General features: G+C 41.6%; 26 protein-coding genes and 2 pseudogenes. 11 read left to right on the forward strand and 17 right to left on the reverse strand.

The features are described from left to right. The first annotated feature begins 183 nt into the window (after window positions 1-183). Window positions 184-1,176: an NAD-dependent epimerase/dehydratase family protein gene (locus tag V7K56_RS29895; RefSeq protein ID WP_334916561.1), complete on the forward strand. Its 993-nt coding sequence runs from the start codon at window positions 184-186 to the stop codon at window positions 1,174-1,176. A gap of 106 nt (window positions 1,177-1,282) precedes the next feature. Here the strand turns inward: V7K56_RS29895 and rpmA are convergent, their stop codons facing one another. Both rpmA and rplU read right to left on the reverse strand, forming a co-directional pair. Then, window positions 1,283-1,579 (reverse strand): 50S ribosomal protein L27, encoded by a 297-nt coding sequence (gene rpmA, locus V7K56_RS29900; protein WP_104906219.1) that lies wholly within the window; start codon window positions 1,577-1,579, stop codon window positions 1,283-1,285. 29 nt (window positions 1,580-1,608) lie between these two features. Further along, entirely contained in the window at window positions 1,609-2,016 is a 408-nt protein-coding gene (gene rplU / locus V7K56_RS29905) for a 50S ribosomal protein L21 (RefSeq protein WP_334916564.1), read from the reverse strand. A 169-nt stretch (window positions 2,017-2,185) separates the two neighbouring features. Between rplU and V7K56_RS29910 the strand changes: the two genes are divergently transcribed. The 3 genes from V7K56_RS29910 (at window position 2,186) to V7K56_RS29920 (ending at window position 4,156) form a co-directional block, all read left to right on the forward strand. Then, complete coding sequence (locus V7K56_RS29910) at window positions 2,186-2,311, forward strand: hypothetical protein (protein ID WP_334916565.1); 126 nt, start codon at window positions 2,186-2,188, stop codon at window positions 2,309-2,311. A 286-nt stretch (window positions 2,312-2,597) separates the two neighbouring features. Next, window positions 2,598-2,831, forward strand: a complete 234-nt coding sequence (locus V7K56_RS29915; protein WP_334916567.1) for a Nif11-like leader peptide family natural product precursor — start codon at window positions 2,598-2,600, stop codon at window positions 2,829-2,831. 236 nt (window positions 2,832-3,067) lie between these two features. Next, window positions 3,068-4,156, forward strand: coding sequence for a nucleotidyltransferase domain-containing protein (locus V7K56_RS29920; protein ID WP_334916569.1), 1,089 nt, complete (start codon window positions 3,068-3,070; stop codon window positions 4,154-4,156). A gap of 66 nt (window positions 4,157-4,222) precedes the next feature. Here V7K56_RS29920 and V7K56_RS29925 read toward each other — a convergent pair whose 3' ends face one another. Together V7K56_RS29925 and bchI are read right to left on the reverse strand one after the other, a co-directional pair. Continuing rightward, complete coding sequence (locus V7K56_RS29925; protein ID WP_334916571.1) at window positions 4,223-4,522, reverse strand: hypothetical protein; 300 nt, start codon at window positions 4,520-4,522, stop codon at window positions 4,223-4,225. Between the two features lie 168 nt (window positions 4,523-4,690). Then, complete coding sequence (gene bchI / locus V7K56_RS29930; RefSeq protein ID WP_334916573.1) at window positions 4,691-5,815, reverse strand: magnesium chelatase ATPase subunit I; 1,125 nt, start codon at window positions 5,813-5,815, stop codon at window positions 4,691-4,693. Window positions 5,816-6,207: 392 nt separating this feature from the next. Here bchI and V7K56_RS29935 point away from each other — a divergent pair, with 392 nt between their 5' ends. Continuing rightward, a complete protein-coding gene (locus V7K56_RS29935; RefSeq protein ID WP_442940251.1) occupies window positions 6,208-7,404 on the forward strand; it encodes a glycoside hydrolase family 10 protein in 1,197 nt (398 codons plus the stop codon). Between the two features lie 208 nt (window positions 7,405-7,612). On the opposite strand, the gene V7K56_RS29940 is transcribed toward V7K56_RS29935, so the two are convergent. Together V7K56_RS29940 and V7K56_RS29945 are read right to left on the reverse strand one after the other, a co-directional pair. Beyond that, window positions 7,613-8,296: an ATP-dependent Zn protease gene (locus V7K56_RS29940; RefSeq protein ID WP_334916578.1), complete on the reverse strand. Its 684-nt coding sequence runs from the start codon at window positions 8,294-8,296 to the stop codon at window positions 7,613-7,615. Between the two features lie 201 nt (window positions 8,297-8,497). Beyond that, entirely contained in the window at window positions 8,498-10,126 is a 1,629-nt protein-coding gene (locus tag V7K56_RS29945) for a Na/Pi cotransporter family protein (RefSeq protein WP_334916580.1), read from the reverse strand. 940 nt (window positions 10,127-11,066) lie between these two features. Here V7K56_RS29945 and V7K56_RS29950 point away from each other — a divergent pair. From V7K56_RS29950 to V7K56_RS29965, 4 genes are all read left to right on the forward strand, one after another. Further along, window positions 11,067-11,777 carry a TonB family protein gene (locus V7K56_RS29950; protein ID WP_334916582.1) on the forward strand — a complete coding sequence of 237 codons (711 nt, stop codon included), beginning with the start codon at window positions 11,067-11,069 and terminating at the stop codon, window positions 11,775-11,777. Between the two features lie 181 nt (window positions 11,778-11,958). After that, window positions 11,959-12,177 (forward strand): hypothetical protein, encoded by a 219-nt coding sequence (locus V7K56_RS29955; RefSeq protein ID WP_334916584.1) that lies wholly within the window; start codon window positions 11,959-11,961, stop codon window positions 12,175-12,177. 74 nt (window positions 12,178-12,251) lie between these two features. Next, complete coding sequence (locus V7K56_RS29960; RefSeq protein WP_334916586.1) at window positions 12,252-12,467, forward strand: DUF2945 domain-containing protein; 216 nt, start codon at window positions 12,252-12,254, stop codon at window positions 12,465-12,467. 9 nt (window positions 12,468-12,476) lie between these two features. Then, on the forward strand, window positions 12,477-12,803 hold the full coding sequence (locus tag V7K56_RS29965) for a DUF3140 domain-containing protein (RefSeq protein ID WP_334916588.1): 327 nt from the start codon (window positions 12,477-12,479) through the stop codon (window positions 12,801-12,803). Window positions 12,804-12,848: 45 nt separating this feature from the next. Here V7K56_RS29965 and V7K56_RS29970 read toward each other — a convergent pair whose 3' ends face one another. From V7K56_RS29970 to V7K56_RS29985, 4 genes are all read right to left on the reverse strand, one after another. Then, window positions 12,849-13,037, reverse strand: coding sequence for a hypothetical protein (locus V7K56_RS29970; protein WP_334916590.1), 189 nt, complete (start codon window positions 13,035-13,037; stop codon window positions 12,849-12,851). A gap of 156 nt (window positions 13,038-13,193) precedes the next feature. Continuing rightward, a complete protein-coding gene (locus V7K56_RS29975; RefSeq protein ID WP_334916592.1) occupies window positions 13,194-15,482 on the reverse strand; it encodes an FUSC family protein in 2,289 nt (762 codons plus the stop codon). Window positions 15,483-15,590: 108 nt separating this feature from the next. Further along, window positions 15,591-15,842, reverse strand: a complete 252-nt coding sequence (locus V7K56_RS29980) for a hypothetical protein (RefSeq protein ID WP_334916594.1) — start codon at window positions 15,840-15,842, stop codon at window positions 15,591-15,593. A gap of 285 nt (window positions 15,843-16,127) precedes the next feature. After that, window positions 16,128-17,480, reverse strand: coding sequence for a hypothetical protein (locus tag V7K56_RS29985; protein WP_334916597.1), 1,353 nt, complete (start codon window positions 17,478-17,480; stop codon window positions 16,128-16,130). 221 nt (window positions 17,481-17,701) lie between these two features. Between V7K56_RS29985 and V7K56_RS29990 the strand changes: the two genes are divergently transcribed. Beyond that, window positions 17,702-18,055: a hypothetical protein gene (locus V7K56_RS29990; protein ID WP_334916599.1), complete on the forward strand. Its 354-nt coding sequence runs from the start codon at window positions 17,702-17,704 to the stop codon at window positions 18,053-18,055. Between the two features lie 180 nt (window positions 18,056-18,235). On the opposite strand, the gene V7K56_RS29995 is transcribed toward V7K56_RS29990, so the two are convergent. From V7K56_RS29995 to V7K56_RS30010, 4 genes are all read right to left on the reverse strand, one after another. Further along, window positions 18,236-19,081: a GNAT family N-acetyltransferase gene (locus V7K56_RS29995; protein ID WP_334916601.1), complete on the reverse strand. Its 846-nt coding sequence runs from the start codon at window positions 19,079-19,081 to the stop codon at window positions 18,236-18,238. Window positions 19,082-19,197: 116 nt separating this feature from the next. Further along, entirely contained in the window at window positions 19,198-20,052 is an 855-nt protein-coding gene (purU, locus tag V7K56_RS30000) for a formyltetrahydrofolate deformylase (RefSeq protein WP_334916603.1), read from the reverse strand. A 26-nt stretch (window positions 20,053-20,078) separates the two neighbouring features. Then, a complete protein-coding gene (locus tag V7K56_RS30005; RefSeq protein ID WP_334916605.1) occupies window positions 20,079-20,705 on the reverse strand; it encodes a DUF4340 domain-containing protein in 627 nt (208 codons plus the stop codon). 50 nt (window positions 20,706-20,755) lie between these two features. Then, complete coding sequence (locus V7K56_RS30010) at window positions 20,756-22,573, reverse strand: GldG family protein (RefSeq protein WP_334916607.1); 1,818 nt, start codon at window positions 22,571-22,573, stop codon at window positions 20,756-20,758. 145 nt (window positions 22,574-22,718) lie between these two features. Here V7K56_RS30010 and V7K56_RS30015 point away from each other — a divergent pair. Beyond that, window positions 22,719-23,092, forward strand: a pseudogene (locus tag V7K56_RS30015) (four helix bundle protein). Here the strand turns inward: V7K56_RS30015 and V7K56_RS30020 are convergent. The 3 genes and pseudogenes from V7K56_RS30020 to V7K56_RS30030 all read right to left on the reverse strand — a co-directional run. Next, window positions 23,093-23,905: an ABC transporter permease gene (locus V7K56_RS30020; RefSeq protein WP_334916609.1), complete on the reverse strand. Its 813-nt coding sequence runs from the start codon at window positions 23,903-23,905 to the stop codon at window positions 23,093-23,095. After that, window positions 23,906-24,916 (reverse strand): ABC transporter ATP-binding protein, encoded by a 1,011-nt coding sequence (locus V7K56_RS30025; RefSeq protein WP_334916611.1) that lies wholly within the window; start codon window positions 24,914-24,916, stop codon window positions 23,906-23,908. A 225-nt stretch (window positions 24,917-25,141) separates the two neighbouring features. After that, window positions 25,142-25,554: pseudogene (locus tag V7K56_RS30030) on the reverse strand (hypothetical protein); the annotation flags it as partial. Between the last annotated feature and the right edge of the window lie 85 nt (window positions 25,555-25,639).

Consider the following 25,639-nt stretch of genomic DNA (forward strand, 5'->3'; position numbering starts at 1 on the left):
GATCGCAAACCTTAGAGGATGTTTGAAAAGTCCTATTGTCGGTAGCAAAACGTTCTAACTTTTCAAATAACCTTTATCTTTACACATTTCTATAGACATAGACTCCAGAACAGATATTTAATTTGTCTTAACCGCTATTTTACAAATATTGAAAAGCTTGATGAGCAAAAACTTTCAAAAAATATGTCAAACAACAAAGAATTTTTATCCGAAAAAAGCTCTTCCGTTAAAAATGTCTTGATTGTAGGTGCAGCTGGCTATATTGGCGGAGCGCTATGCCGTAAATTTTCTCAAACACAAGATTTTGCCGTATTGGCACTTGTGCGTCCGAGTAGTGATGTTGAGGGTATAAAGCCTTTTTGCAAGGAAATAATCCACTCTCAAGAGGTAGAAATTTCCAGTAATGATGTTGCACAAGCAATTAGCAATCATGATATTACAACGGTAATTAATGTAGCGTGGCACATGCCTCCAGAATCAACTAAAGAAGCTCAATTCGCCAAAGACCGTATAGCATTAGAAGCCGCTTTACACGGCGCTAAGGCAGTCTCACCAGATATTCATGTAATTACAACCAGTGGGAATTTCTCTTTGATTACTGCTGATGGCGGACGAATCACCGAAACACCTCCACCAAAAGGTTATACACAACCTGAATATTTAGTATGTTTTGACTTACTATCAGGTGTAAATGTATTGAAAGATATGCTCATAGAAGAATATATCAGCAATGGAGGTAACGCTTCGATTGTCTATCCTTCATCAGTATATGGTTCAGCACCAACTCGTGGTAGTTTCTGGGATTTTGCAATTCAGCAGTTCATTACAGGGAAACCACACCAAGGCTATCAGCCATTTCCACCAGATTTTATGACGGCGTGGATTCATGTTGAAGATTTAGCAGACTGCTACATTGCCGTAGCGCGATTTAACTCCAAAGGAGGACATTACCTTGCTGCACCTGAAAATTTGAGTGTTAGCCAAGTGTCAACTTTGTTTGCCCAGGCTGCTCAGGTAGAATTCGTTGCGCCAGTCTTTGAAAACAAAGACAAAGTTATATTTGATGATTCTTATACTAGAGAAGTACTTCAACTTCAATGGAAGTATAAAGTTGCTGATCAGATGAAAGGTTGGGTAGAGAGAATAAAAGAGTTAGGAACTTATTTTTTAGAGTAAATAAGGGTTAAAAGTTAAGTAAATGCTGTGAATATTTTTGCAAATCTGATTATCACATCAGCACTAACTAACGATTAGGGTGGGCACTGTTACCCACCCTAACACTTTAACTTGCTACTGCTTCAGCAGGGGCTGCCTCAGCAGCGGCTACGGGTGAATAAACACTAACTTTTTTACGAGTTTTACCCTTTCTCTCAAACGTTACAACACCGTCGATTAAGGCAAACAAAGTGTCATCGCTACCAATACCGACATTGTTACCAGGGTGAAATTTAGTACCACGCTGACGCACGAGAATGTTTCCTGCACGTACAACTTGACCACCATAACGCTTGACACCCAGACGTTGGGCATTAGAATCACGACCGTTGCGTGTACTACCTGTTCCTTTCTTATGAGCCATGATTTCCTTTTGTGTATCTACTTCTTTTATTATTCAGCAGCGGTTTCAACTTCTTCAGCAGCAGTGTCATTTACAACGGGAGTTTCCTTCTCCGTTTCTCCTTGAGCAGCAAACACTGCACCGTTAAGGGTAATGGAGTCAATCATAAGTCTGGTAATTTCCTGACGATGCCCCCGCTTTTTGCGGGTTTTCTTTTTCGGCTTCATTTTATATACCAGAACTTTACGACCTCGGAAATGCCGCATTACAGTCCCTTCTACAGTCGCACCTGTTACTAATGGCTGTCCAATGGTGACTTCGCCATCGTGCTGCACGAGTAATACGGAATCTATTGTAACTTTTTCATCTGGTTCGATCGCAAGCAGTTCAATGTCGTAAAACCGCCCTGGCTCTACTCGTATCTGTTTGCCACCAGTTTCAATAATCGCGTAGGTCATGGAATTGTCCTTGAAGTTGCCGTACAGGTAGCTGGTTTTTATCTTCTATAAAGATGCTTTTGCCAGCCTTTGTAATATGTCTACCTGATCCGAGCAGGAATTAGACAGACAATCTAACATAGTATTTTATTAACATACGTCAAGTCAAGATTTAAAAGGATTTTTGGGTTTGGCATTGCTGTCTGGTCAGCCTGAAAATGAAAAATCAGCTAATTACTCTGTGCGATCGCTCATTTTCCAAGATGGGCAGGAATTAGCCAACAGTCGTCATGAGTATAGGCGTAGCCCGTCGTAGACATCGCTCACTCACACGATATGTAAATTGTATTTACAAGAAATCAGAACAAATACTTTTTAAATAAAAATTGCTACTATCTTAGGGCTGAATCTACCAAAAATTAACATTAATTAGTATTAGCTGAAAAGTTATATTTTTTTATCAAAATCAACACATTTTTCTTCTTTGTTTTAATATTAAATATAAGGTGTCTCATCTAGAAATTCTTTACAAAAGTTAGTGAATCCTCAAGAGTTTAACTATCACATTCAAACCTGATATTTTAAACAGGAGATTGATTGTCATGACACAGCAAAATGCCGCCCGACTTTTTCAAGCTATAAAACAAGATCAAGCGTTACAGGAAAGACTCAAAGCAACAGCCGATCCAGAAGCCTTCATCAAAATTGCTCAAGAGCGTGGCTATAATTTCACAGTTAAAGAACTGGACAGTGAAATCAGCAAATTATCTGAGGAAGATTTAGCTGCTATTGTTAATCCAGGATGGGGGAATAGACGCCACATTAATCCTAGATAATTCCTGTTCATAGGAAATCGAAAGTATAGGAACAACTGAATTGCCAAGTTTTGTTCCTCAAGAAGATACCGTTGTATCATCTCCTTTAAGGAAATTCCTGTTATACCAAGGCTCAGATCCCTAATTTCTTAGAGAAGTTGGGGATTTTTTTGTTCGTAAATGATTCCTTTCTCTACTCTCCGTCTCGCCACCTGCTTAACTGATGAGTTAGGATGACTATATTTTAATCAGGTGATATGAAAAGAATAGAAGTTGAGCAAAGAACTATTTTAATTGGTTTGGCAGGTAGCCACGGTTATGGTTTAAATCGTCCTGATTCCGACTTTGATTATCGGGGAGTATTTATTGCACCCAAAAGGTACTATTTAGGATTTGATCGCATAGAACAAAAAGATAGTGGTTGGGATGAACCAGGAATATTTCCGTTCATAGATGGTAACAAAGACACAGTTATATATGAATTAAGGAAAATCCTCCAGTTATTAGCTGGCGCGAATCCCAATGTTTTAGAATTGCTTTGGTTGAATAACTATCCTTTTTTAAGCGCAGTTGGACAGCATTTAATCGATTGTAAACAGTTATTTTTGAGCAAGAAGGTAAAACATACTTACACTGGTTATGCCTTTGCCCAAATCAAAAAGATGGAAACTCATCGTAAGTGGTTGTTAAAGCCACCGCAAAAAAAACCAATACCATCTGACTTCGCTATAGAAAACGAAGCACCTCTGAGCAAAGATGAGTTAAATGCCTTTCTGGAGTATCTTTATAACTTAATTAGAGGACGGATTGAATTTTTGGAAGAAGCAGAACAATTATATCAATTGCTGACAGCAGATATTGATTTTAAAGGAGTTTTAAAACAATATACTTTACCCGATGAAACTTTGGAATATACCCAAAAGTTAACCAATAGCCGTAAAGATTTTATCCGCCTGCTTCAGAAAAGTCAAAGCTATCAAATAGCTTTAAGAGAATGGAAGGCTTACTTATCTTGGCAGGAGAATAGAAATCCGGCTAGAGCAGAAATGGAAAGAAAGTCGGGTTTTGACCTGAAACATGGAATGCACTGCATTAGATTGTTACGCAGTGGAGTAGAAATATTGCAGCAAGGTGAAGTGATTGTAGATCGAAGAACAGCTGGTGATGTTGAAGATTTAAAAGCTATTTTAAAAGGTGAATATTCTTATGAATATGTGATGAAAATGGCAGAAGATTTAGTCGCAAAAATGGAAATTGTTTGCGAACAATCTGCCCTACCTTATAAACCTGATTTGGAGCAAATTAATGAGTTGTGTATGGAATTGGTGGAAATGCAGAATTGGTAATTGGGCATGGGGCATTGTTAATTAAGTTTCTTCCCCCATTCCCTATTCTCTATTCCCTACTCGCCATTAAATACTGTACATTAAGTCAGCAAAGCCATAGAGGCTGATGATCAGTAATAGGGATGCTGTTAGTTGGGTAATTCGTCTCTGGGGTGAAGGGGCGATCGCTTCCCGCACCAAGATAGAAATAGATGCCCCAACTATTAAGCTCAAGCCTAAGATTAAATAGGGTATCTCATTGGGTAAAATACTGGCTATTGCCAACATAGCGATCGCTAATAAGAGCATCAATAATTCTACAAACCTGGGCGGGTTGTATTGGCTAGATAGAACAAAGCTGTTGAACCAAAAAGACCAAATTCTCATAGTTAGTGTTGAATTTTGAGTGAGGAATTAAAGTTGTTAGTTGTGAGTTATATACTTAGTGCTGAGTGAGGAATTAAAGTTGTCAGTTATAAAGCAGCTTTTCATTCAAAACTCTTAACTCTTAACTCTTCACCGGAGACGGAGTGTCTCCGGCTTTGCTCCTAACTTTTAACCCCTAGCCCCTAACTTTTGACCTGTGCCGTTTTTTTGTGCAGTATCACTTTCTGGTAGTTCGACGCCAAAGACACGGCTAAAAACTTTGGCGACTTTGTAGCCAGAATCAATCGATTCTAAAGGGTCTTTCCGCAGTCTGTGACGCAAGCATAGCGTAATTACGCGATGAATATCATCAACTGTAACTTCCGTGCGTCCTTCATAAGCTGTTAAGGCTTTGGCGGCGCGGTTACTAACAATGTCACCCCGCAAACCATCCACATCCAATTCTGAACAGACTTCAGAAATTTTCACCCGCAGATCGTAGTCAATTTTCACTTCTGGCAAAAGCTGTTGAGCAGTGATAATTTGCTCTTGCAATGCTTCTTGCTGGGGTTTGTAGTTTTCGAGAAATACTGGGGGATTTTGGTCAAAATCCGCACGTTGTTCCACGATTTGCACCCTTAAGGCTGGTTCTTTGACTGTGTGAATTTCTGCGTGCATCCCAAAGCGATCGAGTAATTGGGGGCGTAGTTCGCCTTCTTCGGGGTTTCCAGAACCGACAAGCACAAAACGTGCAGGGTGACGGATAGAAATACCTTCCCGTTCTACAGTGTTCCAGCCACTGGCAGCGGAGTCGAGTAACACGTCTACAAGGTGGTCGTCTAGTAAGTTGACTTCATCCACATAGAGAATGCCGCGATTAGCCTTTGCCAACAGTCCCGGTTCAAAAGCTTTGACACCTTCAGATAAAGCTTTCTCGATGTCGATTGTGCCACAAACTCGGTCTTCTGTAGCTCCTAGCGGCAGGTCTACCATTTGGACTTTTTTGTGAGTTATGGAAATTTCCGCCCCTTGTTCTAAAAGTTGGCGGACTTCATCGCTCATCAAGTCGGGGTCGCTAGGATCGCTATTAAAGGGATCATTAGCAACCATAGAAATTTCTGGTAGCAGATCCGCCAGCGCCCGGATAGTTGTGGATTTCCCGGTGCCGCGATCGCCCATAATCATTACACCACCAATTTTGGGGTCAATCACGTTCAATAGCAGCGCCAGTTTCATTTCTTCCTGGCCGACAATTGCCGTAAAAGGAAATACTACGCGACGCGCACTTGCCGTGGATTGAGCAGTTGGACTCACTAAATTACCTTAACAATATTTTTTTTATTACAGTTCTTTATTGTGACACAGGTGGGGTGTGGGGGAATGTGAAGATCAGGGGGCAGGGGAGCAGAGGAGCAGGGGAGCAGGGGACAAGTTTCTTCCTTATCTCTTCTCAATGCCCTGTTTGGCCCATTCCCCATACCAAAAATATCTATTGGGCACAAATGCTTACTAACTGCGTCAACTATCTTAATTTGTTTGCTTTAGTTTTTTTTGGTGCAAAAGTTCCTTCCATAAGCAAGGAACGAACAACTACTAACTCATCAATTCTGTACTAAGCATAAATACTTATAAACTATATGGTTAGTAGATTCAATCGTAAAAGTGAGCAGTGGCTTGTGTGGGTAGCTAATGCATCATTCAAATCCATGAAATCATCATTTATTGTTCAAAGTTGGCGGCGACTACTCAAGTCTTTTTTTCCGATTCTTATTTTAATATCGTTTGTTACTGTGTTGCTGTTGGACAGTTTCACCCCTGCGATTGCACAGATACCCCGTCAGGAAATTCGCGGGGTTTGGATGACCACTAATGATTTTGACACCCTCAAGAATCGGGACAAGGTGCAGGATGCAGTGAGTCAACTGCGACGAATGAACTTCAACACAATCTATCCTGTGGTATGGAATTCTGGCTATGTGATGTATCCTAGTGCCCTAGCACAACGTGCAGGTATTCAGCCTTTTGTCTACAAAGGTTCAGATGGACATGATATTCTCGCAGACCTAATTAACCAAGCCCATCACCAAGGATTGCTAGTGATTCCCTGGTTTGAGTTTGGCTTCATGGCTCCCCCAACGTCAGAACTAGCAATGAATTACCCGGATTGGTTCACACAAAAGCAGGATGGTAGCCAAACTTCAATCAGTGCGGCTGGTGAGGTGATGTGGCTCAATCCGTTCCTTCCACAAGTGCAACAGTTCATCACTAATCTTGTGCTGGAAACTGTTACTCAATATGATGCCGATGGCATTCAGTTTGACGATCACATGAGTTTGCCTCACGAGTTTGGCTACGATCAATATACAGTTGCTTTGTACACCAAAGAAACCAAGAATCCTCCCCCAAAAAATCCTCAAGATGCGGCATGGGTAAAGTGGCGCGCAGACAAGATTACAGCGTTCATGGTAAAACTTAATCAAGCTGTGAAACAGAGAAAACCCCAGGCGATTTTCTCTGTTTCTCCTAATTACTATGATTTTGCTTACAAGTTTCACTTGCAAGATTGGCTGAGTTGGATGCGACAAAATATTGTGGACGAGTTAATTGTGCAAAATTATCGTCCCGATCTGAAAAGTTTTGTGGCAAATATTTCCCGTGCAGAAATTCAAGAAGCGCAACAAAGAATTCCAACTGGAGTTGGGATTATGACAGGGTTACGAAATAATCCAGTTCCCATGCAGCAAATTAAGTCTCAGGTGCAGGCTGCCCAAGAACGGGGTCTAGGCGTAATTTTCTTTTATTATGAAAGTCTTTGGAACGATGCTCTAGAATCTTTAAATGAGCGACAAGCTGGATTTAAAAATCTTTTTCCATCTCCTGCACTCCGCGCCAGAGTTGAATAATTTTTCTGTTTAAGATGATGTTAATCAGTTCGTAGTAAAGACTTTAGTCCTTATTTTCTAAGCACTAAAGTGCTTGCTACAAACTCTTCATTACTAATACCAATTTTAAAAAAGAATGCGACAGATACATACTACCAAACCTTTGTTCTATCTGGCTTTCTTAATTTTGAATTTTGAATTTTGAATTGGTATAACTTGATATAACTTCTTACTTCCCACTCCCTCCTCCTAACTCAGTATGGCAATCTTCTACAGAAGTGCGTTGTCGCATGGCACTAACTAAAGTCTCGTAGCTAGACCAATTTTCTTCTAGTAGAGTTTTTGCCTGGAGGGTATGAAAACGCAGTTTTTGCTGATAAACTGATTCAGAAAAGCCTAAAATTGTCAAGACTCCTATCAGTTTGCTTTTGTCATCAGTTCCACCCTCAGTATTATTAAAAACCAGGGTTTCAGCAGCAATACCCGCCATCCAAACAGTGCAGTAGCGGTCTAGCATTTGGGCGCTGATTTTACCTACTTCTAGTTGAGATGCTAATTCGCCATCATCAAAGCTAACGCCGCCTTGGCCTGATTGCCCCTGTTTCCAGGCTTCCCAAGCGCTGAGTGTGTAGCCGGTAACGGGAATACCCAATAGGTAAGCAACCAAGAAATGTCCTGCTTCGTGGTGGACGATGCGATCGCGGTGTTCACTTGAAAAACCAGCAATCCAATCTAAAAAGATAGTACCACCCTTGCCTTGCAAGCTGAAACTATCTAATGTCGCTATGCCTAAGATGGTGAAGGTAGCAAGTGCTGGTACTGCTGGTGATAAGTTTAAGAATGGCCCCAGCAGTACCGATAGGGTCATGAGAAAGATAGATATTGCAACTAAATTTAGGCTAGTTTGGCTCATTGAGAGTTTTCTGAATGCAACTTAATATTTCTTCATTATGTAAGAATTAATGTACATTATAGAGAGACTTCGACATCACTTTACTTTATTTATTGGCATATCTGGGTTTAGTCTATTTTTGGTCATTTGGTCTATTTACCTTACTATGCATGGGTTTGAGGCTTATTTTTCTCTCAAAAATCTTTAAATCCCGTTAATAAATCACAACTCTCCCTGAATAGCACGGGCAATGCTACTGATATGAGAAAGAATACGGCTCATTGCATTAACCATCTCTAAGAGAATGGAACTAGCATTAAGACTGACAGGATCTCCTGAACTCAGATGCTGGAGATGCCGGAGATAAATTTCCCGCTTAAATTGATTGAGCCACTGCCGCTGGGATAATACTTCATCTGCAATAGTTACGTCTTGTGCAGCTAGCCCTGTTAGTGTTCGTTGTAGCAGTCCTAACACCTCACCGTGGTAAGCAACAATGTCGTTCCACTCTGGCTCAGAAAAAGCAATTTGTTTGCGCCGTTTGCGTCGGGCTAATCGCATAAGTTGTCGGTCGATGATGTCGCCAATTGCCTCTAATTCCGTACTGATAGAAAGCAATGTTAACTCCCGTTGCGACTGTTCTGTCGTTAGCAATTCATCATTTATTTGAATCAGATAATGTTTAATAGCAGTTTCCATGTCGTCAAGCTGGTTATCGAGTGCCCCAATCTGTTTAGGTAAATCTTTCACCCCGTCTTCAAACGCTTGAATACTAAGCTGTAACATCTCTGCGGACAAATCTGCCATCCGCATAACCTCACGCATTGCTTGACCGAGTGCAACGGCAGGCAACGTCAATGCATTAGGATCAAGGTAGCGTGCACTTAGTTTTTTTTCTGTCTCAGGTTCTGGAAGGAGTCTGGTAGCTAAGTCTGCAAGTAGACTTGCTAGTGGCACAAAAACGATCGCTAATATTAAGTTAAATCCCAGGTGTGCTAATGCTACTTGTGTTGAAGGATTGGGGAGCAGACGAGTCAATAACACTGTCAAGGGATTGAGCAATGCCAGCACCAATACTCCCCCAACGAGCCTAGTGCCAACATAAATAAATCCTAGTCGGCGTCCAACAACGCTGCCTCGGTTCAATGCAGTGAGTAAGGGCATGAGTGTTGTGCCAATATTGGCACCTAGCATTACTGCCAAAGCCGCTTCTAGTGGCAGGGCACCTCCTCCAGCCAAAGCCATAACAATTCCGATTGCAGCGATGCTAGAGACAAATGCTGCTGCCAGCAAGATACCCAGTAATATCAGTACTAAAGGAGACTGGGAGAGTGCCTGCATAATTTCATTCGTAATCGGATTATCGGCAATGGGGGCGCTACTAGCGTCAATCATTGCTAAACCCTGCAACACCAATCCAAAACTGAATACACCACGACCAACATCCCGCAGTGCCTGATGTCGAGTCAACAGCGCAAACGCTGCCGCTAAACCCAGGAACTCTTGTGCATATTCAGTAATGTGGAACGCCAGCAGTTGCACGACCAATGTAGAGCCTACGGCAGCTCCTAGTAGCATGATTACTGCTGCTGCTAAGGGTACTAACTGAGCGCTAACCAGTCCTACCATCACCGAGGCAGTTGCTGTGGAGCTTTGGGTCAGCATAGTTACGATAATCCCTGATATAAAAGCTGCCAGAGGATATCTCGCCAGCCTCATCATCACCACCCGCAGACGCGAACCTAATGCCCGCTCCATTGCATCAGTAACTAGTCTCACTCCGTACAGAAGCAGCGTTGAACCTCCAATTAACAGTATCAACACTTGTGTGGGATCTTGAGTCTTCAGCATCAGCACACCTAACTTTGCTAACTTACAAAAAATACAGTAAGTTGGTATGCATACTGTATTTAAGGATAAGTTAACTATAGGTTAAGTTAACATAGTATAGGTTTTTATTAAGTGCTAAAAATACAGGAGTTAAATAAAAACAATATTCTTTGAAAAGGATTAAAACCTATACCCTGTATGCTTTGCAGGATTTTTTGCTTGCACAGCCAATAATTTAGTACTGGACAGCTTTTTCATAATGCGAAATATACACCCCTAGAATGAATACCATAGTGGGGACAATATTTATTACTACCTATCTACCATTGGACAGATGTATCTCTTTAAACGATCGCATTCCTCAAGTTGAGAATATGCTAAGGAACTTGAGAATTAAAATCCAAGACTATAAAATCGCGTTTCTCTAAGAGCAACGTCTATGGTTATACTCTGTTTTTAAACTAAACTGATTAGTTTGCAATTCGTGATAGCTTCGCCAGTTCAATATAAGCAAAGTAAAATTTAATTGTTTAAGTGTGGATTTTTGATTTTGGTTGATTAATTTGTTCTTTGAAAGTTCCTTAGTTCTCAAGGCGAAAACATATCAACTGCTTTATTGCTGTTAGAGGTTGTTTGAAAAGTCATAGCTGATGTATAAAATATTTTTTACCCCACCCTAACCCTCCCGATGTATTGGGGAGGGAATTAGATTTTCCGGTTTCCCCCTTTTACAAGGGGGGATTAAGGGGGGTGATTAAAATCACAGTCAACCACTTTTCAAACATCCTCTTATTGGTAATCTTAAAGCTTGAGCGATCGCTGCATTAACTTGAGCAAATTCAGTCACAGTAAACTCAAATGCCATTTACTTTATACGAATCAGCTCATAGCAATCCTAAATTATTCTTGAGAATTTGAGATGATTAAATTGGTACTACTATATTGTTTTAGGTAAACAATTATGAAATATTATCTATTTTCTTTGCTTTCTCTGAGTACTAGTTTCTTAGTATTGATTGCTCAACCTGTATTAGCGCAAGTTACACAAATTACTGAAATTAAATATAAATTAACTGAAAAAGGTCTGGAAGTTATCTTAGTTACTCCTACGCTGACAAATTTGCTAAGTTTTCCTAGAATACAAGATAACACACGTATATTTAGTATATCTAAAGCTCAATTGTCTTTACCTTGTGGTAGTAAATTCAGTCGAGATAATCCAGTAATAGGAATTCAATCTATTAGTGTGAGTTCTGAGAATAGCGATCACGTTATTATTGTAGTAACAGGTAACAAAAGCTTACCAAAAGTTTTTGTAACTGTAAGTCAAGCTAAAGTTGATTGTATAAAATGCAATTTTCAATATACAGACGAGTTAAGACATCAAGGCATTGAAGGACGAGCAATAGTAGCTTTAGATATTGATGAGCAAGGTAATGTTATTAAAGCAAACTTGAATAGTTCTAGCGGTAATGCCCAACTAGATAATACTGTTCTAGCTCAAGTAAGAAACATGAAATTTATCAATAATGCTTGTGGACAGAAAAATATTACACTTAGTGCCAATTTTATTATCCAGGGTTCAGCTCTTTATCAACAAGCGGTTGAAGAATATAAACTAAGAATACGTCAAGATAAGCTAAGACAAAATTTAAGAAATGAACAAAAGTAAATCAGAGATCATTTATAAAGTAAAAATAAAATTATTGTAGGGTGTGTTAGGCACATATTTTGATATAAGTTTCACGAGAAACATGACATGAGCGCCTAACGCACCAAGTTATGAGCGGTACGTTAGCCTACGGCATAACACATCCTACTTAAGATTTACTTTATAAATGGTCTCTTAACAAATGAATTTCAATCTTATATCCAGCATCGTCCTAACTAGCTTGTTTGTGTTGCTAATTTCTTTTGAGGTGGAAGCGCAGAAAGCACCAAACCAAATTGACAATTTGCCAAACGCTCGTGTTACTACTATCTCCGGTCAAGTTACTAAGCTTTTAAATGATGAGTTCATTCTTAACGCTGATAAGGGACAAATCGTTAGCGGATATTTTCTCTATCACTAGAATGATGGTTACTTTTCAAGTCGCAGACATAATGTGACCTTAGTAGGTATAAAACATCAAATTAGGAGATGAATGTGACTGAACAATTCAAAAAAGGCGATCGGGTTGAATGGAACACTTCACAAGGCAAGACAACTGGCAAAGTAGTAAAGAAGCTTACTTCACCTACAGATATTAAAGAACATCATGTTGCTGCAAGCGAAGATAACCCTGAGTATTTAGTTGAAAGCGATCAAACAGGAAAACAAGCTGTTCACAAGCCTGATGCTCTTAAGAAAGTAGAGGAATAATGCTTAGTCATGAGTAAAGATGTGAAAGCGGTGATTGACGAGTTTCATCAAGTTGTCAATATGACACCCAAGGAACTAGAGTCTTGGTTAGATACGGATGAGTCACAAACTGTCGGGCAAAAGGATGGCGACGATGAGTCAATTGGTCATAAATCTGGACGGCGTATCATCCAGCTATTGCAGAGAAAGGATGATTATACCAACGACGATCTTTCGCACATGAAGAAAGTTATTAGTTACGTCCACCGTCATCTTGCACAGCAGCCATCGGGTGATTTGGAACACACACGCTGGTGCTATTCTTTGAAAAATTGGGGACACGACCCACTCAAGTAAAGTATCTCATAGCCTGGCATTTAGTTTGGCAAAAATAATAAACGGCTACCCAAATTCAATAAACGGCTGCCCGAATTCAATAAACGGCTGCCCGAATTCAATAAACGACACCCCGAATTCAATAAACGACACCCCGAATTCAATAAACGGCTGCCCGAATTCAATAAACGGCTGCCCGAATTCAATAAACGGCTGCCCGAATTCAATAAACGAAACCCCGAATTCGATGAACATACCTTTGACATTTGGGCTTCTGCCTTAACTTGACACCAATGGCAAGATGCCCATCCCACAAAACTAGTAAAATCATCCCGCAATTATGCAACGCCAAAAATCAAGAGGTTAACACCCGCGTGATGCACAAAGCGCAACGCCAGCGCGAAAAGAAAATTATTCTTGCAGACGAGCAATTACACAGTGCATAACTTTAATTTCATTAACAATTCGATCCAATTCTGTGGAGAGCAGAGTTTGTTCTCGAACGGCTTGTAATGTGGGAGTTAAAGTGTTGGAATTGGTGGCAATCTCTGATAATCGAGCAGTATGTAGCTGTTGGATTTGGTTGTGAATTGCTTCGAGATAGCTATCCAGCGCTGGTAATGGTTGGGGTGGCTGTCCCTGCCCAAGGGCATCTGCTAAGTTTTCCAAAACTTGGACAATGGTATCGGCAAGTCGCTTAAGTTCAGTAAATTGGTACTCGCCGCTAAATTCCCGCAGATGTTCTGCCAAAGTTGTTACCGAACTGAAAAAGCCACGAATGTATGCCATCAGCGTCATTACAGGTTCGATTTCTCCCTGAATGTGACGAGGTTCGCTGAACAATCGTTGAGCAGCAGCGTTAGCGTTGACGTTTTCTAGGGCTGCTTGGTGGCGTAGCATGTTGATAGAATCACCAAATGCATTATGTTCTGGATGGAGGTAGTTAGCAATCACCTGTTGAAAGTAAGCAAGATTAGCTCGAATTGTCTTTTCCAATTGTGCAGGAAGTTGCTGTCGTTCCCAACGAGGAAAAAGCAAATAGCTACCAAGCAGCGCTAAGACACCCCCAGCCAAGCTATCAAAGATCCGCAATACTCCAACCTTCCAGCCACCTGCACTAATAATGTTGAGTAGCAATATAATGGCAGGAGTGAGCAGTATGATGAATATGCTGTAGCTTAACGATCGCACCGACATCGCCACAAACACTAACAGCAGGAAACAAACTGCACTCGCCAATTGATTCTTAACTAGTAAAATCAGAGCAATGCCAATAATTCCACCTAAAATAGTGCCAACGACTCTTTGGACTGTTGTCTGTGACGTTCCACCAAAGTTGGGTTTAAGTGCAACTAAAGCTGTTAGCGTTATCCAGTAACCTCTAGGTAGTTGGAATAGCGAGGCAAGTAATTCTGCAAGCGTTGTTATTAGTGCCAGACGCAACGCATGACGAAAAAGGACTGAATCAAAAGTGAAATTATTTCGCAGTGTATCAATAATTGTAGAAGGCTCTGGTTGGGCTGGGGGGGAAATATCTCGCTGGGCAATGCTGTTACGCAGTTTTCCTTGACTTAAATCTGTAGCAATCTCTGCATCAGTATGAATTTGCTCTGCTATCTTTGCCAGACTGGCTGTAATCTTCCTAAGGTTAACTAGATCGAAATAGTCATCTGTCTGAGCAGTAATGGTTTGATTGAGGACTTGAGAACGCAGAACTTGCCTTTGGTGTTCTAGTGCTTCAACACTCCGATCCAGATCCCCTAAGTGAGGTGAGTTTTTTCCTTTGGCGATCGCTTGTGATAACATTTGCAGAGCAATTGCCAACTGTTGTATCACTTGCTGAATTTCTGGCTGTAACTGAGAAAATAGATGATGTTCAGATGCGATCGCCATTAGTTCGTTCAGTGCGACAACAGAATTGACAATTTGATTTACATCCTCGATTAATACGAGTAACTGATTTCCTTGTAGGTTAGCTCCTTTTTGCCTAGTCCAGATAGTTGTCCAGACACTACGGGCAGATGTCAAGTTCTGAATAACTGTATCCTGAGCTTGCAAAAATCGCTGTTCCCACTCCTGACGATCCTTTAAATTTAATGCTCTGTGACCTACCAAGTCCACAAAATTGCTTAATGAGAAATAACAGTTAGCGACTATCTGCATTGCAGGTACATAAGGACGCACCACCCACAGTCCTAATGACAAGACAGTTGTCCATGTTCCACCAGCCAGACATAGCCCACAGTGTTGAATAAGAGTAGGCAAATTAGAAAATGCAGCGAATCTAGCCAGCGCAATCACAAACATAATCGAAGTAATCAAGCTGACAGATGCAGCCACGTTGCCATAGAGATTTGCTAAACCTGTGATAAATATTACTAAGAATGTGGTCGGGACAGCTAACCAGAGATGACTGCTAACCAGACTTGCGATTAGGAACATCACAGTTACTCCAATCGTAGCTGCGATCATCGCAATCGCTCGCTGACGGTAGGCTCCGTCAACATTTACCATCCCAACGAACCAAGCTGCCATAGTGGCGATGGCACTTTCAGCAGCATGACCTGTAATGATGCCAATTCCAATTGGAACACCCAGTATAAAAAGGCTACGCAATCCAGAGGAAAGGGCGGGCTTACCTGGCTGGAGTTGAAACTGCTGCAACAACCAACCCAGAGGACGTTTATCTGTAAATGACATTATGAGACCGGCGACTATAACAAAGCACGATCGCTTCTTACAGCATTTTAGCCAGATATAACAGTGTGCAAGATGTCTGTAATATGTCTTTTGAAGTCATTGAGTTGCTTAATTTTTGCGTTGGCGAAGCCCGCCGAAGGCATCGCTGGTGTATTTACTGAGAATGACTTCCAGCCCATTCTGTACTTGCTCAAGTTCTTGGCGCTTTTGGTAAATCCACATCTTTTGTGCCTCACGTTGTTCCAGGGTTTCATTGTGAGCTTTTTCCTGCTGTTCGAGGAGATTTTCGTAAAGTGCGATCGCTTGTACGATCACAGCGGAAAACGATTGAATTTTGCTTTCAAAATAGGAATTATGCAAAAAAACTTTCAAACTCTTATTTCTCAGTGTTCTCTGTGTCGCGCCAGTTGCTTCAAGTCGGGAAACCCGACGACACTTGCTTCAACGCGGGGAACCCGCGCAACGCAGTGTCTCCCCAACACACTGGCTTCTCTGTGGTTCGATTTTTCGTTGCTTGTGCGTAAATGCTGCAAAAATTGAACTAATATATTGGTTTATTTCCTTTGTTATTTTATATTGTGATTCTGCAAATTTTGCTAACCCTGATTCAATAGTTTTTCGCTTTATTTCTGTATCTTGTAGGCTTCAACGAACAATCTTCATTGTGTGCACCCCGCGCGTGACCGGAACGGAGTAATTTGTCTTAACCAGTTCGACGCGCTGCGGCTCGGTGCGGCTTTCAACGAGCCGCCAAAAATCTATCGAACCACCCTTTTGCTGCTGGTCGAAATCGGTGAAGTTAGTGACGGCAAGATAGCGACTGGAGTTGTCGAACACCGCTGTTTCTGGCAATACGCCGTCGAACGCGAAATCACCGACGCGGTTTAAGAAACCGTTTTCGGAATCGAGCCGCAGCAGCGTCAGCGACGAGAAGAATTCTTGACGCGGATCGTTTGGGGCAAACGCGCTGTTTTCAAGATTGGTCGTCACGATCCATCGTCCGTCGGGACTGATGTTTAAGCCTTCAGGGATAAAACCCGTGCTGGCTCGCGCAATCATCCGGTGAATAGGCGTACCGTCCGCTGCTGTATCCGCCGCGAGCCGGATGCTCTGCACCGAGCCACGCGGTGAAAAGAAATACGAGCCGGGACCGGTGATGGCAGCTCCAGTGTAAGCCGAGTTGATGATGGCGCAGCGTCCGTTCGGAGTAAAACGCATCTGAAACGGATTAAATTCTATCTGAATCGTATTGCCCCAAGACGCGAGCGTGATGCCACTTCCGTTATCACTTACTCGAACGAATGAGAGAGTCGGCTTTGTCTCGTTGACCAGCGCGAGAATGTTCTCTGTCGGGTGAAACTCGACGTGGGATAGCGAATCGCCCGCTGTCCAGCCAGGAATTTGCGGCACAAGCGGCGCACTCAGTTTGCCATTTTGGAAACGGTAAACGGCGAGCGGTGTCGTTTTGCCGTCGCCGCCCGGTCTGTATGAAACGGCGACGAGCGTACCGTTGTGGTTGATCGCCACCGCTACCGGCTGCCGAAAGCCTTCGATTTGCTGACTGACGCGCGGACGGTCGGGGTTGGACAAGTCAACGACTGTGATTGTGCGTCCTAAAGGAAGGTCTTTGAGCTTTTGATCTGACCTGCCTGCCGTGCGCTGTCCAAGTGTTTCGATGACGACGGCGTATTTGCCGTTGGGCGTGACGGCGAGAGCCGAGGGAGGACCCGTGACCGAATTGCTGGCAGGAATTTCAATCGCTTTCTGTTCGCGTAGCGCTCTGTCCAAGCGAATGACCGAAAGCGCGTCCGTCCCGTCCACCGCACCGAGGTTGCCGTCAATATACGCCGAAGGAACCATATCTGCGTCCGACACTGAGACGAGCAGGCGACCTTTAAAATCGAATCCTGGATCGGCGGCGCTTTTTTGATCGACAACTGCAAAGGCCATAGCAAAGAGCAGCCAAGCAGCGCAATTCATCAAATTCACCAGTTTCATATTTTCCTCATCGTCTAATCTCATCCTACAAAAGCTGCACCGAAATTTTTGCGGAATTTTTCTCCCACCAGTCCAGCATTGTTGTCACCTTTAGCACCGAATTTTAATTACTGTACCATATATATATGCTGTACTTTCTCCTAAATCTATTGTGAGTAAGCCTTTGAAGACTTAACAGGAAAAGTCAGGTACAGAATGAGGTTTCAGCAGCGAGCGATCGCTTGTCTCACCTTCAAGACAAAATCTGTCAAGATGCTCTCACTGTAATTAATCGCTGTGAATCACATGATGAGCTTAATTTTATCTTTCCCGAAATTATCCGCATTAAAAATTATGATTTAGCAGTATTGGATTCGTGGCAAAATCATGTTGATTGGATGGCATCGCTTCCTTCATCAGAATTAAAACTTTTAAGTAGCGCTGATTTTAATAACTCAAATACTCACTACTCCACAAACAATTTAGCAGAACCGCCAGAACAATTAGTATATGAGAGTTTAGCCGGAAAATCTCATTTTTCTTCGCTTCGTAACCAGTTGTTATTTCTATTTAAGTTTGAATTACATCGAGAGTAAGAATTTTATATTAGTGAACAAGCTGGAATTACTGGTTATAAAACATTAGTTACATCTAATTTACAACAGGTATCAGACTTAACTGTTGGTAATCTTTATTACTATTTTAAAGTGAGAGATGAATCGAAAGATGAGACATTAGTTTTAGCTAACTAATCTAAATACATTGTTTGTCGGTTTCTAACCTAGTTCCACACTTGTCACAGCAAAGACGCGATTAATAGATAAATTAGGAATTTCTTTAGTGTACATCCGAGCAGTTTGAGAGACTGGCTGCAATTGGTAACGTTGAACTAGGTTAATCGCTTGTACATTTGCATCCGGCACATCAATAAACACTGGAGCATGAGGATTTTCTGCAAGCAATGCTTGAAATAATGCTTCAGCAATCTCTTCGTCATTAGCAAACAGTGGCCCAATCCGAAAACCTGTATGAGCAGACCGGATAACTCCGTAACCAACAAGATCCCCATTTTTGAGAAACCCGAAAGCAGTACTTTCTGGCTGTTCAATCCAATGTCGCAGAAACACTGAACGCTTAGAAGGAAAAAGTTGGCAATCGTAAGCTAACAATTCTTCAAAAGGCACTGTTTTGAGTTCGACAATACCAGCAGGCACAACACCGCCACCCACCCCTTGATGACGAATATGGTTATAAGCGATTTGGAAGCCAGACTTTTTGTAGTTATCTTGTTGAGCTAGTACACCATCCAAACCAATGTTACGGTCAGTACCTAGATAGTCAATTGCTGTCTTCCAAATTTTCATACCGAACCCCTGCCCACGAAATTGGGGTTTCACAACGTAAAAACCTAGAATACTGAAGTGTTGATCGTAAGCAATAGCAGAAATGCACCCCACTGGCTCACCATTCAACTCGCCCAATAAAAAACCGTTGTTGTCAGTTTGATAAAAAGATTCAGCATCATACTTTCCTGGATTCCAACCTTCGCTTACTGCCCAAGTAATCGCCAAATCAATTTCCGACCTGTTCATTTTGCGGACGATGAAGTTGTCAGAGATCATAATATCTTCTTACTATCAGGCTGTTAACTATTTAACTTCACTTTTGTAAACCCAGCGATAACTCTTAATATTTTTATACTCATCTCTCGTACAATTACATTCCTTCGGATATAAAATCACTCAAAGACTACTGTTCTATTGCCATATACCAATACACGATTTTGTAAGTGCGATCGCACCGCTCTTGCTAATACAACTCTCTCCAAATCTTTACCTTTTCTCACCAAATCATCAACTTCATCACGGTGGGTAACTCGCACTACATCTTGTTCAATAATTGGGCCTGCATCTAAATCAGGAGTGGCATAATGGGCTGTTGCACCAATAATTTTCACACCACGTTCAAAAGCTCGGTGATAAGGGTTTGCTCCGATAAAAGCTGGTAAAAATGAATGATGTATATTAATAATTTGCGGAAATTGACTAATAAAATTTGCACTAACAATTTGCATATATTTTGCCAATACAACTAAATCTATTTTGTACTGACGTAGTAATTCTAGTTGTTGGGCTTCTTGTTCTGATTTATTATCTTTATTGATGGGAATGTGCTGAAATTCGATATTAAATTGCTCTGCCACTACTTTGAGATTAGTATGATTACTAATAATTAAAGGAATTTCAGCAACAAATTCTTTAGCGCGTTGTCGCCAAATTAAATCAAACAGACAATGGTCTTGCCGACTTACCCAAATAGCAATGCGTGGTACTGTATCAGAAAAACGTATTTCCCATTTAGCACCTAAAGGTTGTGCGATCGCATTAAAAGCCGGGGCAATAAATTCTCGTGGCAAATTGAACCCCTCCAACTGCCATTCAATGCGCGTAAGGAATAACCCAGCAGCAAAATCTGTGTGCTGGTCTGCATGGATAATATTACCACCGTTAGAATAGATGAAATTGGCAAATTTTGCCACCAATCCCCGTCGATCGGGGCAGGAAATCAGCAATGTTGCTGTCGGATTTGTCATGGTAATAACGCCAGATTTTGAATTAATTATTTGCTGTTTGTCGGAGTCGGATTGGGAATGGTGAGCGGAGGAAGTTTCTGACTATTATCTACAGGTTGTTTCCACTCTGATAATTCCCGATTCACGGCATTTGCAAAATCCGTAGATACCAACAGCACATTTATATTACCATCGGGTTTAGCAGTAGGGTCAGCTTGAGCATACAATAAACGACCGTTAAAGTTAGATTTACCTAAAATTAACTGATGGATTTGTCGGTTTTTCAGGGTGATATTAATAGTTGCTTGGGGTGGATCTAAAGCAAATTCTCCAAGCTGTTTTGCGGGAGTTGATAAAGTGCGATCGCTATTACCTTTGACCAATAAATCCATTAAATAAGAAACAATAGCGTCATTTGCTGGGCCTGATATAGGAGATTTGATTAACCACTTGGGCTGACTAGAAGATTCAGGGTTACGTTCCAGATTTAGGGTGAGTTTTTTTGTATTGACTGTTAAAGACTGCACATCATCTTCTCCAAAAGAGAAAATTTTCTGCTTTTGCTCCTTGATTTCTTTTTGCACAGTTGCACCCCGAATTTCATGGAAGTAAACAAAACCACCTAAACCCAGCGCTAGCAGTATCAAAATTAAAGTTGTTCGCGGCAATTTCATTTTTTAGTCATTTGTCATTTGTCATTGGAATTGAAGGAGAATTCTTCACTCTACCGTCGTTTCCACCAAATAATAACTGCGATCGCAAACCCAATTAAGGGTAAAACCAACAGAGATGACAATATTAAAAGATTACCTTGTGTGGTTGTCAGGGTTATCCGCCGATTTTTCGGTTCTTTGGGACGAATGGAAAGGGGCTGCTCATCTTGTTGACTCAGCCAAGTAACTGAGTTGAGAAATACATCTCCATTTAATTGCTGTTGAAATAAACCATCAGTGGCGAAATCGGAATTTCCTAAAACTACTAACCGTGACTCGGTAGCTGTTTGAGATGAAACAGCAGGGGAAGGAGGGGCAGGGGAGGCAGGGGGAGCAGGGGGAGTGGGGGAAGCTTTGCTTTGAGTGGTTGGTGATGTTAGGGGTAACGCTTGCGGAGTCTTGACGGAAGGAGTCGGGCTAGTCTTGCTTTGAGTATTTGGCGATGGTAAAGGTAAGGCTTGCGGAGTCTTAGCGGAAGGGGAAGGAGTAGGGCTAGTCTTGCTTTGAGTGGTTGGTGATGGTAGGGGTGAAGGTGTAGGTGCAGCTTGGGGAGTAGAAGTAGATTTAGATGTTTGTTTTCTTGTTAAAGCAACGCCTAAGGTTAAAGGGCCTTTGAGATCTTTATCTGCATTAAACTCCAATTTTTCGCTTTGGAGATCGCTTTCTGCCCAACTGCTGGGGTAGGGTTTGGTTCGTAGTAGTGGAGTAGCCTGAACACCAGGCACAGAGGTAATTTCCAGTGGTCGGGCAATCGGGTAAAAAGAATTGCCGTTACCGAAATCTTTGGTAATTGGATGTTTTCCATATTCTGTTACTAAGGGCGCAGCAGGGCCAAGTCCCACAACACTTTCGCCAGAGACATCGACTGCTAAACGATTATCCAAACGAACACCCCACTCTTGTAACAAGCTGTTAAGTTTGGGATCGGTGTTAGGATCGATCATCAGCAGTAAGTTACCGCCGCGATTAAGGTAATCTTGCAAAGCTTTGACTTCTCCTTCAAACAGTCCTCGTTTGGGGCCAGCTACTATTACTACAGCCGCATCTTGAGGAACTTTAGAAGTTTCTCCTAAATTCAGGGGTGATGTTGTGAAATTTTTGTCGCCTAATTCCTGAACTGCTTGTGATATTGCATCTTTACCAGGCGAAAGTTGGCGTTCGCCATGACCTTGCAGTAAGTAAACTTTGGCTGTGGTTGAATTTGTTAGTTGTTGTAGGCGACTAGTTAATCTAATTTCTGACAATCGCTCATTTTCATTTATTGTTTGTACTAATTGCCGTTTATCGCCAGATTCTAAATAAACTTCTCCATAATCTTTAACGCCAAACTTTTCTGCAAGTCCTGGTCTAGCTTGGGGATCGATATACTCGTATTTAAATTTTGAGCTTTGGCGTTGATAATTTTCTAGTAGTTCTCGGTCTTGGGGATTTTGGTTAACATCAAACACCCACACTTTGACAGGCTGTGGCAAAACTCTTACTAATTCACGTGATTGGGGTGCAAGGGTAAATAATTGAGTTTCTGTTAAGTCTGCCCGCAAGTGATAGCGAGTCCCCAAAAAGTTAATCAGTCCCAAAATTGCTAGTACTGCTATAGTCGCTACTAGGGCATTAGTCCCAGCTTGGGTAGAACGACGGTTCCACCAGTTACTCTGGTAGCTTTGCCATATTATCCCCAACCCACTGATAACAATTCCCGCAATTAAAAATACTAATGGAATTAATCCCCACTGTTCAGAGACTAACCCAACTGTTAAGCCGACAGTAATTAGGAACGGGCCCAACCAAAACAGATATTTCCACAGTTTCTTTTTTGCAATTATTTTCATATTTGTCATTTGTCATTGGTCGTTGATCGTTGGTCATTGGTCATTTATTATTTGTCGTTGGTCATATATCACAAATTAGTGACAATTAAAAATATATGCACGAAAATTGATTGATTAAATAAAAATTAGCAAGACAACTGAATCAATGGCAACAAAGCAGTTTCAAGAATTACAGGTGTATCAATTATCAGAACAATTAGCAGATAACATTTGGAAAATTGTTGAAGGATGAAAATTTTTTGCAAAAGATACGATTGGTAAACAAATTGTCCGTTCGGCAGATAGTATCGGTATCAATATAGCGGAAGGTGTAGGAAGAGGTAGTTTTCAAAAAAATAGACGTTTTATCAAAATAGCGAGAGGTTCTTTGAATGAAACTCAACATTGGTTAAAACGGGCTTACCTCGTAATCTTTTAATTAACGAACAGATAAATGTAATTAAAACAATCATTAACAAACTAGCACCAAAATTAAACTCCTACTTAAACTCAATTGGCAATGTACCAGATGACAAATGACTACTGCCTTTGAAAGCGCAGTGCATCAATTGATTGAGCTGTGAGAAAGATTCCCAAAAAAATGTAACTGGCAAATAAAATTAAAGCGCTAGTATCAAAAATGCCTTGGATTAAAGTGTTGTAATGTTTCAGTAACGACAGATAACCTAAAGCTTCGCCTACAGGACCAGGGACAATTTTGGCGATTAAATCAATCAATAACAATAATAAAATTACTGCAAAAGTAAGAACGGCAGACAAAATTGTGCTGTCTGTTAATGAGGAAATAAACATTCCTACAGATAAAATTGCCGCTGCTAGTAAGATTAATCCAAAATGACCGAGTAAGGGAATTGCGGGTGTCATTGGTGGATTTGAGCCGCTGATAGCGATCGCTTCCAACACTAGCATGGGTACAACCATTGTGATAAAAAATGTGATCACGCCTAATAATTTACCTACAGCTACCGCCCAATTGGTGATTGGTGAGGTGGCTAATAGTTCTAAAGTGCCCCGCTTCCGTTCTTCGGCATAGAGTCCCATCGACAGTATGGGCAGAATAAACAACAATAGCCATCCCATGCGATCTAAAAATGCCCGGATAAATTCGTAGGGAACATCTATCGGTGGTACTGGCACTCCCAGTTGTTGCCCTTGTGCATCTATTGCCGCGACTCCTACCAAAATGCCGTCTGGCCCTAGCAAAATCATCACGAAGAATAACCCGGCAATGAACCAAAATATGCCTGCGATCGCATAAGCTAAAGGTGATACAAAATAACTCTGTAACTCTCGGCGATAAATGGCAATAATATTACTCAGCACTATACCCATTTACGCTGCTTCTCCTTCGTTGTCTGCTGCTAAGTCTACCTCAGGATCGAAATTCTTTTCTTCTGTGGTTAGTTGCAAGAATACATCTTCTAAGGTGGCGTTAACTCGCCGCAGTTCATGTAAACCAAATCCTGCACGCACTAATATTGTGGCAATATCCTTTCCTGGTTCTTTTCCGGGTTGCGATATTACTCGCAGGTAAGCGCGATTTTCCTGGGGTTGATGACCGTGCATTCCGGCTGTGGGAATTGATTCTACCAAACTCACACCCGCAACTTTTTGCAATACCTGTTTCGCTAGAGCGGCTTCTCCTTCTATTTCCAATTCATACCCTGAGCCACCTGTCAACTGAGTCATCAGATTTTCTGGTGTATTAGTTGCTACAACTTTACCGCGATTGATGATGGCGACGCGGCTACAAGTCATGCTCACTTCTGGCAGAATGTGCGTGGAAAGAATAATTGTGTGAGTACCAGCGAGACTTTTAATTAAATTCCGCACCTCAATTATTTGTCGGGGATCGAGTCCAACGGTGGGTTCATCCAAAATGATCGCTGGTGGATCGTGGACGATCGCTTGAGCAATTCCTACCCTTTGGCGATATCCTTTAGAGAGTTTGCGAATAATCACCCGCCGCTTATCTTCTAAGTTACAGCGTTCAATAGCGGCTGTTACCTTGTTGGGGCGATCGCCTCCTGGAACTCCCTTAATTCGGGCGACAAAATGCAAAAATCCCTCTACCGTCATATCTGGATATAACGGCGGTGTTTCCGGTAAATAACCAATCCGTTGGCGCACAGCCAGAGAATTTTCATGGACATCATAACCAGCAATCCGGGCATTCCCATTGGTTGCCGGTAAATAACCAGCCAGAATCCGCATGGTTGTGGTTTTTCCAGCGCCATTGGGGCCCAACAATCCTAAAATCTCCCCAGGCTCGACGCTAAATGTGACATCAGTAATCGCTGGGGTGGAACCGTATATTTTACTCAGATGTTCAACTTCAATCATCCGTATAGTGGCGATCGCAAATTTATAAAATACCCAACAATTTTAGATCACGATATTGGGTATCGGGGATTGGCACTAATGATTCGCCGACAATGGGTAAAGTTCCTGAAAATTGAGCTTCATCTCAGGAAAATAGGAATTTAATTCTTTTTGGGAGCTTCTGCTTCCGTGAGAATACCATGTTATTTCAGGGATCAACGCGAAGAAAATATCAGGTGTTAAAACTCAAAACGGAAATAAGCTATTTCGGGATGCGTAGGCGCAGCCCGCCGTAGGCATCGCACTTTGCACTAGAGGCAGGAATGCGATCATTATTTGTATATATAGAGACTCTGCAAACGCGATCGCATCACTTGCAGATTTACCACCAGCTAACTGCGCTAGTTCTTCTCGGAGAGTGGTTAAATTATCCAAGATAGTAACTCTGACAACGGTACGCTACTCGGTATTGCTATTGTTAGCTTTTTACTTTTGCTTTGATTGATAGTTTGCTTATTTACGCAAAAATAACGATCAGCTATTGCTGTAACTAAAGGCTGGTGGGTAACACATAATACTTAGTTGCGTTGACTTAACTGGTGTAATTTTTCCGCGAGCGTTTGGGCTACTCTTCCTGAAACCCCGACATGAATTTGATCAATAGAGTCTTAGCAATGCGTTGCAGGAGTTATTTAATTAATTTACTTAGTTCAATTGAGTAATAATTTATAGTTTGCAATATTT

Source organism: Nostoc sp., assembly GCF_036917535.1.
In the GTDB taxonomy this organism is placed as follows: domain Bacteria; phylum Cyanobacteriota; class Cyanobacteriia; order Cyanobacteriales; family Nostocaceae; genus Nostoc.

Bases quoted from the DNA above. Each gene is read 5' to 3' on its own strand.
- V7K56_RS29945 (WP_334916580.1), bottom strand. From the start codon at position 10,126: ATGCTGAAGACTCAAGATCCCACACAAGTGTTGATACTGTTAATTGGA.
- V7K56_RS29920 (WP_334916569.1), top strand. From the start codon at position 3,068: ATGAAAAGAATAGAAGTTGAGCAAAGAACTATTTTAATTGGTTTGGCA.
- V7K56_RS29950 (WP_334916582.1), top strand. From the start codon at position 11,067: ATGAAATATTATCTATTTTCTTTGCTTTCTCTGAGTACTAGTTTCTTA.
- V7K56_RS29985 (WP_334916597.1), bottom strand. From the start codon at position 17,480: ATGAAACTGGTGAATTTGATGAATTGCGCTGCTTGGCTGCTCTTTGCT.
- V7K56_RS29995 (WP_334916601.1), bottom strand. From the start codon at position 19,081: ATGATCTCTGACAACTTCATCGTCCGCAAAATGAACAGGTCGGAAATT.
- rplU (WP_334916564.1), bottom strand. From the start codon at position 2,016: ATGACCTACGCGATTATTGAAACTGGTGGCAAACAGATACGAGTAGAG.
- purU (WP_334916603.1), bottom strand. From the start codon at position 20,052: ATGACAAATCCGACAGCAACATTGCTGATTTCCTGCCCCGATCGACGG.
- V7K56_RS30010 (WP_334916607.1), bottom strand. From the start codon at position 22,573: ATGAAAATAATTGCAAAAAAGAAACTGTGGAAATATCTGTTTTGGTTG.
- V7K56_RS30005 (WP_334916605.1), bottom strand. From the start codon at position 20,705: ATGAAATTGCCGCGAACAACTTTAATTTTGATACTGCTAGCGCTGGGT.
- V7K56_RS29965 (WP_334916588.1), top strand. From the start codon at position 12,477: ATGAGTAAAGATGTGAAAGCGGTGATTGACGAGTTTCATCAAGTTGTC.
- V7K56_RS29955 (WP_334916584.1), top strand. From the start codon at position 11,959: ATGAATTTCAATCTTATATCCAGCATCGTCCTAACTAGCTTGTTTGTG.
- V7K56_RS29935 (WP_442940251.1), top strand. From the start codon at position 6,208: ATGAAATCATCATTTATTGTTCAAAGTTGGCGGCGACTACTCAAGTCT.
- V7K56_RS29970 (WP_334916590.1), bottom strand. From the start codon at position 13,037: ATGTTCATCGAATTCGGGGTTTCGTTTATTGAATTCGGGCAGCCGTTT.
- V7K56_RS29940 (WP_334916578.1), bottom strand. From the start codon at position 8,296: ATGAGCCAAACTAGCCTAAATTTAGTTGCAATATCTATCTTTCTCATG.
- rpmA (WP_104906219.1), bottom strand. From the start codon at position 1,579: ATGGCTCATAAGAAAGGAACAGGTAGTACACGCAACGGTCGTGATTCT.
- V7K56_RS29975 (WP_334916592.1), bottom strand. From the start codon at position 15,482: ATGTCATTTACAGATAAACGTCCTCTGGGTTGGTTGTTGCAGCAGTTT.
- V7K56_RS29925 (WP_334916571.1), bottom strand. From the start codon at position 4,522: ATGAGAATTTGGTCTTTTTGGTTCAACAGCTTTGTTCTATCTAGCCAA.
- V7K56_RS30020 (WP_334916609.1), bottom strand. From the start codon at position 23,905: ATGGGTATAGTGCTGAGTAATATTATTGCCATTTATCGCCGAGAGTTA.
- V7K56_RS29895 (WP_334916561.1), top strand. From the start codon at position 184: ATGTCAAACAACAAAGAATTTTTATCCGAAAAAAGCTCTTCCGTTAAA.
- V7K56_RS30025 (WP_334916611.1), bottom strand. From the start codon at position 24,916: ATGATTGAAGTTGAACATCTGAGTAAAATATACGGTTCCACCCCAGCG.
- V7K56_RS29915 (WP_334916567.1), top strand. From the start codon at position 2,598: ATGACACAGCAAAATGCCGCCCGACTTTTTCAAGCTATAAAACAAGAT.